Origin of the sequence: Spirillospora sp. NPDC049652, from assembly GCF_040675125.1 — a bacterium.
Taxonomy (GTDB): Bacteria; Actinomycetota; Actinomycetes; order Streptosporangiales; family Streptosporangiaceae; genus Spirillospora.
Genome location: NZ_JBFAOF010001255.1, coordinates 1 through 1,733, shown reverse-complemented (window position 1 = coordinate 1,733; position 1,733 = coordinate 1). Strand labels below are relative to the sequence as shown.

Here is a 1,733-nt window from a genome sequence, read left to right as displayed (position 1 = left end):
GGACCGGATCCGGTAGCCCAGCTCGCGCGACCCGCGCGGCTCGATCCGGTCGATGACGAACCGGGGTCTCCCGCCGAGCGCGAACGGGACGCGGTCCTCCACCATCAGCAGCCCGCTCGGCAGCCGGGACACGTTCTCCAGCCGCAGCTCCGCGCGCGACTCGTGCCCGACGGGCAGCCGCGGCGGGTCGAGCCGGCGCGCGCAGGCCAGCCGGTACCGGGTCCGCGAGACGACCCAGGTGCAGATCAGCGGCAGCGCCAGCACGAGCACGCCCGCGCGCAGCAGGTCGCGCTCGCCCAGCGCGAACGCGCACAGGATCGCGGTCGCGCCGGCCGCCACGAACGACCGGCCCCGCGTTGTCAGCCCGGACAGGGCCCGTCGCACGGTGTCACCCCCGCGGGGACGGGACGGGCAGCCGGTGCACCAGCTCCGTCAGGACGTGCTCGGGCCGCCGCCGCTCGACCTGCGCCTCGGCGGACGGCAGCAGCCGGTGCGCCAGCACCGGGACGGCCAGCTCCTGGATGTCGTCGGGCAGCACGTAGTCGCGGTCGTCGAGCGCCGCGTACGCGCGCGCCGCCCGCACCAGGTGCAGGGTCGCCCGCGGGGACGCGCCGAGCCGCAGCTCCGGGTGGTTGCGCGTCGCGGTCACCAGGTCGATCGCGTACTGCCGGACGGACTCGGCGACGTGCTGGCGCCGCACCACGTCGATGAGGCCGCGCACGTCGGCGGCGTGCGCGACGGGCTCCAGCGCGTCCAGCGGATTGGCCCGGCCGTGCGCGTCGAGCATCTCCAGCTCGGCGGACGGGTCGGGGTAGCCCATCGAGATCCGCGCGGTGAACCGGTCGCGCTGCGCCTCGGGGAGGGGGTAGGTGCCCTCCATCTCCACCGGGTTCTGGGTGGCGATCACCATGAACGGGCGCTCCAGCGGATACGTGGTGCCGTCCACCGTGACCTGCCGCTCCTCCATGCACTCCAGCAGCGCCGACTGGGTCTTGGGGGAGGCGCGGTTGATCTCGTCGCCGACCACGATGTTGGCGAACACCGGGCCCGGCTTGAACTCGAACTCGCGCCGCTCCTGGTTGTAGGCGCTGACCCCGGTGATGTCGCTCGGGAGCAGGTCGGGCGTGAACTGGACGCGGCGGACCGAGCAGTCCACCGAGCGGGCCAGGGCCTTGGCGAGCAGCGTCTTGCCGACGCCCGGCACGTCCTCGATCAGCAGGTGGCCCTCGGCGAGCAGGACGGTCAGCGCGAGCCGCACCGCCCGGGGCTTGCCCTCGACCACCGTCTCCACGGCGTCCCGGATGCGCCCGCTCACCCGGGCCAGGTCGTCCAGGCCCGCGGGGTGACCGGTCCGGGAGCCGTCCGCCGGGCCGTCCCCGGCGCGGGGGGCGGGAGCCGTGCGCCCCGTCCCGGTCGACGCGTCCCCGTGCATCCCTACTGCCACCAACCAACCCTCCTCAGCCGTCCGCCGCCCGACGGCGCCGCAGTGCGCAACCCTTGCACGGACGTCGGCGCGACTCCTCCGTTTCCGGACGATCCGCCCGCCGGTCCGCTCCACCCGCGGCCGCAGCCGGTGCTCCACCGACAGTACGTCTCACCGCCGACACCCGCGATGGTCATGGGAACGCAGCCATTGTGCTCCACCCGGACGGCGGGCACAGCCCGCGCGGCGCCCCACTTTTCCCCAGGGCGCGCCCCCGCCGGGCGGCCCGGGACGCTCCGGGCTGCGTCAG

At 75.2% G+C, this 1,733-nt stretch carries 1 protein-coding gene and 1 pseudogene; both read right to left on the bottom strand.

Annotation, left to right across the window (positions count from 1 at the left end; genetic code table 11):
• Positions 1–384, bottom strand: a pseudogene (locus tag AB0J52_RS39165) (DUF58 domain-containing protein); the annotation flags it as partial.
• A 4-nt stretch (positions 385–388) separates the two neighbouring features.
• Positions 389–1,444: an AAA family ATPase gene (locus tag AB0J52_RS39160; protein ID WP_500188147.1), complete on the bottom strand. Its 1,056-nt coding sequence runs from the start codon at positions 1,442–1,444 to the stop codon at positions 389–391.
• Positions 1,445–1,733: the final 289 nt, after the last annotated feature.